Annotated in this window: 5 protein-coding genes and 1 tRNA gene; 4 read left to right on the top strand and 2 right to left on the bottom strand. The window is 74.7% G+C overall.

Going from position 1 to position 5597, the window contains the following annotated elements; translation table 11 throughout:
* A partial coding sequence (locus GQS09_RS26550; RefSeq protein ID WP_165990079.1) for a DUF3662 domain-containing protein occupies positions 1-436 on the bottom strand: 436 nt, incomplete at its 3' end.
* Between the two features lie 512 nt (positions 437-948).
* Here GQS09_RS26550 and GQS09_RS26545 point away from each other — a divergent pair.
* A tRNA-Leu gene (locus GQS09_RS26545) sits at positions 949-1032 on the top strand.
* A 114-nt stretch (positions 1033-1146) separates the two neighbouring features.
* Here GQS09_RS26545 and GQS09_RS26540 read toward each other — a convergent pair.
* Positions 1147-1620 carry a MarR family transcriptional regulator gene (locus GQS09_RS26540; RefSeq protein ID WP_165990078.1) on the bottom strand — a complete coding sequence of 158 codons (474 nt, stop codon included), beginning with the start codon at positions 1618-1620 and terminating at the stop codon, positions 1147-1149.
* Between the two features lie 120 nt (positions 1621-1740).
* Between GQS09_RS26540 and GQS09_RS26535 the strand changes: the two genes are divergently transcribed.
* From GQS09_RS26535 to GQS09_RS26525, 3 genes are all read left to right on the top strand, one after another.
* Positions 1741-2169: a cupin domain-containing protein gene (locus GQS09_RS26535; RefSeq protein ID WP_243761818.1), complete on the top strand. Its 429-nt coding sequence runs from the start codon at positions 1741-1743 to the stop codon at positions 2167-2169.
* Positions 2170-2440: 271 nt separating this feature from the next.
* Positions 2441-3565, top strand: coding sequence for a DUF3344 domain-containing protein (locus tag GQS09_RS26530; RefSeq protein ID WP_313896350.1), 1125 nt, complete (start codon positions 2441-2443; stop codon positions 3563-3565).
* Positions 3566-3906: 341 nt separating this feature from the next.
* Entirely contained in the window at positions 3907-5082 is a 1176-nt protein-coding gene (locus tag GQS09_RS26525; RefSeq protein ID WP_399552612.1) for a glycosyltransferase, read from the top strand.
* The last annotated feature ends 515 nt before the right edge of the window (positions 5083-5597 follow it).

Below are 5597 nucleotides of genomic sequence, written 5' to 3'. Positions count from 1 at the left end.
AGCCGGGCGGCTGCGGCGGGCGGCCGGGCGCGGCCGGGGCGGCGCCGCCCTGGCCGGCGGAGCTGGGGGCCACGGTGCGGCTGCGCACCCGGTACAGGCCGGTGTCCAGGCCGGGCGACTTCTCCAGGTGCACCTTGATCTGGCCCATGAAGGTGTACCGCTGCTGCTTGGCGTAGTCGCGGACCATGCCGGCCAGCTCGTCGCCGAGCTGGTCGGCGTAGGGGGCGAGGCGGTCGTAGTCGCCGGCGGACAGCTCGACGATGAAGTCGTTGGGAACGACGGTGCGCTCGCGGTTCCAGATGGTGGCGTTGTTGTCGCATTCGCGCTGCAGCGCGCCGGCGATCTCGACGGGCTGGACCTCGGACTTGAACACCTTGGCGAAGGTGCCGTTGACCAGCCCTTCGAGACGCTGCTCAAAGCGCTTCAGTACTCCCATGGTGCACCTCCTCTTCCGAGCGTTCCCGGTGTCTGCCCGTCTTGATGCGCGGTCTTCCGCGCGCTCCTCCCCTCGGCGCCCCCTGGCCCCGGCCGCCTCGGTCGTACTTGCGGTAGTGCTTACTGATCGTATCCACGCGCGGGCATCCCAGGTGGTTCCCCGGGAGGCCCCGGGGCCGTTCTGTGCATGTCTTGTGACCGAATCCCGGGGGAACCCCGGGAGGACCCGGAACATGTGGATGCCGCTGGCTGCCGCCCCGCCCGGTGGCCCTCCGGTGAGGGCTTCCACCGCCAGTGTCCCGCATGCCGGAGGTGTACCGGCGCGCACGGGGCAGGAAGCGGGGTGCCGGCCCGGCGGCGGCCGGTGCGTGCGGGCCGGCCGGCGGCCCGGAACGAGGATGAAGGCACCGCTGGGGTCGTGTTAGTCTTCTGGGCGTCGGGAGGTTCTCCCGCACCACGACGGAGCCGGTCACGAGCACCGCCGGGGGTGTGAGAGAATCGGAGACACACCTTGCGCGGGTGGCGGAATAGGCAGACGCGCTGGATTCAGGTTCCAGTGCCCGCAAGGGCGTGGGGGTTCAACTCCCCCCTCGCGCACTCACCGGAAAAGACCCCTGGTCGCCAGGGGTCTTTTTGCATGCCCGGCTGCATGCCCGGCTGCCTGACCGGGTGCCGTGCGCCGGTACCGGCACGGCCGGCGGGGTGTGGGGATCACCACACGGGGCGCAGCGGGGGGATGTCCTCCCCGGCCAGGGCACGGATGATCGCGGCGAGCTCGCGCCGGGGCAGGGCCAGGCCCCGGTCCGCGAGCCGCCCGGCCAGCTCCCCCTCCAGCCGGTGCAGGTTCTCTCCGGCCACCCGCAGGTGGGTGCGTGCCTTGTCGGTCAGCACCACCAGCTTGCGCCGCCCGCCGGCCGGATGCGGCCGGCGCTCGACGTAGCCCCGGCGCTCCAGGTCGTCCACCGTCTGGCCGGCCGCCTGCTTGGTGATGCCGAGCCGCTCGGCCAGTTCGCTGCCGGTGGCGCCCTCCGCGCTGAGCAGCTGGAAGACCAGTCCGTGCACCGGACGCAGATCCGCGTATCCGGCGGCGTCCAGCCGTGCCACGAATTCGGAGAGCACGACCTGGAAGGCCGTGCCGAGCAGGAACGTCAGCTCGGTCCGCTCCAGAGGATCTTCGGGCTGCACCGGTCCATCGTGACATACCTCTCGCAAGTCACTTGACCCGGCGAGTCAAGTGACTTGATATAAAGTAACTTGACTCAGGGCCGGACGGCATGCCGGCACGGCACGACGCGGGAGGGACTCATGAACCCCATCGGCAGCCCCGTCGACGGCGTCGGCGGCACTGTCGACGGCACCGTCAAGGTGGTCGGCGAGACGGAGCGGCGCACGACCAGGACCCCGGCCGCCGCCATGTTCGGCCTGGCCGCACCAAGCCAGGGAAGCGCCGAGGTGAGCACCTGGCGGGTGGAGATCAACGCCGGGGCGGCGACCCCGGTGCACATCATCGACCGGGAGCAGGTGTGGATGCCGCTGTCGGGTGAGTTCGAGGTCGTCGTGGACGACCGGAGCGGGCGCGTCGGGGCGGGCCAGGCGGTGATACTCCCGGCCGGTGCGGTGCGGCGGCTGGCCGCGGTCGGCGGGCCCGCGGCGGCACTGGTCGCCATGGCCGTGGGCGGGCGGGCCCGGATGCCCGGCGGTGAGGAGACCGTTCCGCTGCCCTGGGCCGAGTGATCCCGGCCCGGCCGGGTGCCTCTCCCCTCCGGGGAGGGAGGTGCCCGGCTCCGCGAACGAGCCCGAAAAAGAGGCTGATCAGATTATTTGGAAATAGGACGGCACCAAGGGTGCTGATTCCTTCTGCGCAGCTCTGAACGCTTTTGATTCTTCCTGATCAGCGCGTTACGCGTGATTTCTCATTTGCGTTCTGTCACAGTTTTCTCCGCCCCGCCGGGAAAAGGTTGGAGTGGGAGAGATGTGCTATTCGCCGTGCCGTGTCGGCCGTGCCGTGCTGTGTCTGGTCTCGGCCGTCGTGATCGGCCAACTGCCCGCCGTGGCGCTGGCCGCGGCACCTCCTCCGGAGACCGCGACCGCACCGCTCGCCGAGCGCTGGCGGGCCGTGCAGCACGGAGCCATCGCCCACACCGCCAACTCGGTCATCACCTGCCGGGAACCGGCCGCCGCCGCACCCGCCGCCCCGGCCTGTCCCGATGCCCAGGCCGGGAGCGACGCGCAGAACGGCCAGTACGAGATGGCCTACATCGACACCGACAGCGACCCCAACACGTACAACTCCAGCACCGCAGAACTCGCCCTGCCGCCGGGCGCCAGGGTCACCCGGGCCCGGCTCTACTGGGGCGGCAACCTGCGTGCCGGGGAACAGAAGCCCGCCGAGGACAACGGGCGCGTGCTCTTCGCCGAACCCGGCGGCCAGTACAAGGAGGTGCTCGCCGACTCGGTGATCGGTCACCGCGCCGGCGACCGGGACGACGCCTTCTCCGCCTCCGCCGACGTCACCGAGATCGTCCGCCACGCCGTGCCGGGCTCCTACACGGTCGGACAGATCAATGTCGCCATGGGCCACTCACCGGCCGGTGCCTGGGGCGGCTGGACCCTGCTCGTCGCCTACGAACACCCCGACGAGCCGCTGCGCGACCTCTCCTTCTGGGACGGCTTCGAGCACCCCGAGGGCACCACCCGCGCCGCGCTGACCGTATCCGGCCTGGACATCCCCGCGGGCGCCGGCGGCCGGATCGGCTTCGTCGCCTACGACGGCGACCGCGGGCTGACCGGCGACACCCTCACCGCCCAGGCCGACTGGCATCCCGCCGTCCGGCTCGCCGGCGCCGCCCGGCCCGCCGACGACGTCATGAACTCCANCGCCCGGCCCGCCGACGACGTCATGAACTCCACCATCGACGCCATCGACGCCATCGACGCCATCGACGCCCACGGCGACCAGGCGGGCGGGCGGCACCCGGCGCACCGCAACACCCTCGGATACGACTCCGGCGCCCTCGATCTCCGCCCCGTTCTCGTGCGGGGTGCCCACCGCCTCACGTTCGGCTTCACCGGCGGTGGCGACGACTACCACCTGGGCGCCGTCTTCGTCCAGGCCGACGTGACCGCCTGAAACCCGTCACCGGAGCGCGTGCCATGACGCAACCCAGCAACATTCCCCTCACCCCCGCACCCGTACCCGCACCCGAGCGCGCGGCGCCCGCTCCGCCCCGGGCCGCTGCCCCGGCCGACCCCGCCGCCGCGGTGCCCGCGATTCCCGGACCGGGCGGCGAGCCCGCGCCCGGCGGCGCGGGAACGGCCGCCGGCTCCGCTCCGGTCCGCGCCGATCCCGCCATCCCGCGGCCGGCCGCACCGGCCGTCCCCGTGCCCCGGACGCTCCAGGTGGTGCCCACCATCAGCCTGCGCGTACCCGCGGTCTGGGAGGGCGAGATCGAACGCCCGGCCCCGCCCCGGCTGTCCCTGCCCGGCGGCGGCCTGACCGTGCTGCACGTCGCGCAGCCCACCGACGGCGGCGTGGCCCGCGTGGTCACCGACCTGATCCGCGCCCAGGCCGCCGACGGCCTGCGCCCCGTACTGCTCTGCCCGCCCGACGGCCCGCTGGCCGCCCGGGCCGAGGAGGCCGGCGCCGAGGTGCACCCCTGGCCGGCCGGCCGCAACCCCGGCCCCGGCCTGCTGCTGGAGACCGCCCGGCTGGCCCGCGCGGTGCGCGAACTCCGGCCCGGCGTGGTCCATCTGCACAGCTCCAAGGCCGGACTGGCCGGACGGCTGGCCGTGCGCGGGCGGGTTCCGACCGTCTTCCAGCCGCACGCCTGGTCCTTCGAGGCCACCGACGGACGGGCCGCGGCGCGGGCACTGCGCTGGGAGCGGCGGGCCGCCGCCCAGTGGACCGACCGGGTGCTGTGCGTGAGCGAGGCCGAACGTCGGCGCGGCGAGGAGGCCGGCATCGAGGCCGAGTGGGCGGTGGTGCCCAACGGCATCGACCTGGACCGGCACCGCTCGGCCGATGCCATCGAACGGAACCGGCTGCGCGCCGCGCTCCGGTCCGTGCACCCGTTCCCCGACGGGCTCTCGCCGCGCAACAGGCTGGTGGTGTGCGTGGCCCGGCTGTGCCACCAGAAGGGCCAGGACGTGCTGCTGGACGCCTGGCCGGACGTGGCCGCGCGAGTGCCCGGCGCCCGCCTGGCGCTGGTCGGCGACGGGCCGGAGGCGCGGCGGCTGCGCGACCGGGCGCCGGAGGGCGTGGTGTTCGCCGGCCGGGCCGACGACCCGTGGCCCTGGTACGCGGCGGCCGATCTGCTGGTGCAGCCGTCCCGCTGGGAGGGCATGGCGCTGGCGCCGCTGGAGGCCATGGCCTGCGGACGCGCGGTGGTGCTCAGCGACGTGGACGGTGCCCGGGAATCGCTGCCCGCCGGGCTGGCCGGGCCGTGCCTGGTGCCGCCGGAGGACCCGGCCGCGCTGGCCGGGGCGATCACCGCGCTGCTGGGCGACAGCGCGCGGCGCCGCTCCGTGGGCGGCCGGGCCCGCGGCCACGTCCGCCAGGCCCACGACATCCGCCGCACCGCAGCCGAGATCACCGCCCTCTACCACCGGCTCTCCCACCCCGCCGCCGCATCCCCCACCGCTCCCTGAGCCCTCGCCGCCCGGGTGCGCGGGCTGTCCCGGCCGGGGCGAGGGGCCGGGAGACGGCCGCAGGTGTCTTCCTGAGCGGTGCCGTACCGGACGGGGTGCGGCCCGCCGGGGCCGCATCCCGTCCGCGGAGCGGTGGGAGAAGCGAGAGCGCGCCGCCCGCCGGGGCGGAGCTCCGGCCCGGCCTCTCCGGCGGGGCCCCGCGGGGGCGGGGGCGGGGACGGGTGTGCCCGCCGTCCCGGCGGCCGTTCGCCCGCGCCGCCGCTCGGCGGGGGCAGGCGGGGCAGGCGGGGGCGGGCAGACGCAGCGGAGGTGGGCGGAAGGGCAGCGGGTGGAGCGGCGCGGCGGGTGGTTTCCGCCAGTCCTGACACGAGGAGGAACTGATGACGACGGACAGCGCGGGCGTGTCCGGCCGGGGCCGGTTCGCCCTCCCGACCGGCCGAGCCGCCCGGACCCCGGTCCCCGCGCCCGCCGCCGAAGCGCCCGCTGCCGATGCGCCCGCCGCCGCTGCCGCCGGG

The organism is Streptomyces sp. YIM 98790 (assembly GCF_011421595.1).
GTDB lineage: Bacteria > Actinomycetota > Actinomycetes > Streptomycetales > Streptomycetaceae > Streptomyces.
Note: the sequence above shows the minus strand (reverse complement) of the source record. Positions and strands in the feature narration are given on the sequence as shown.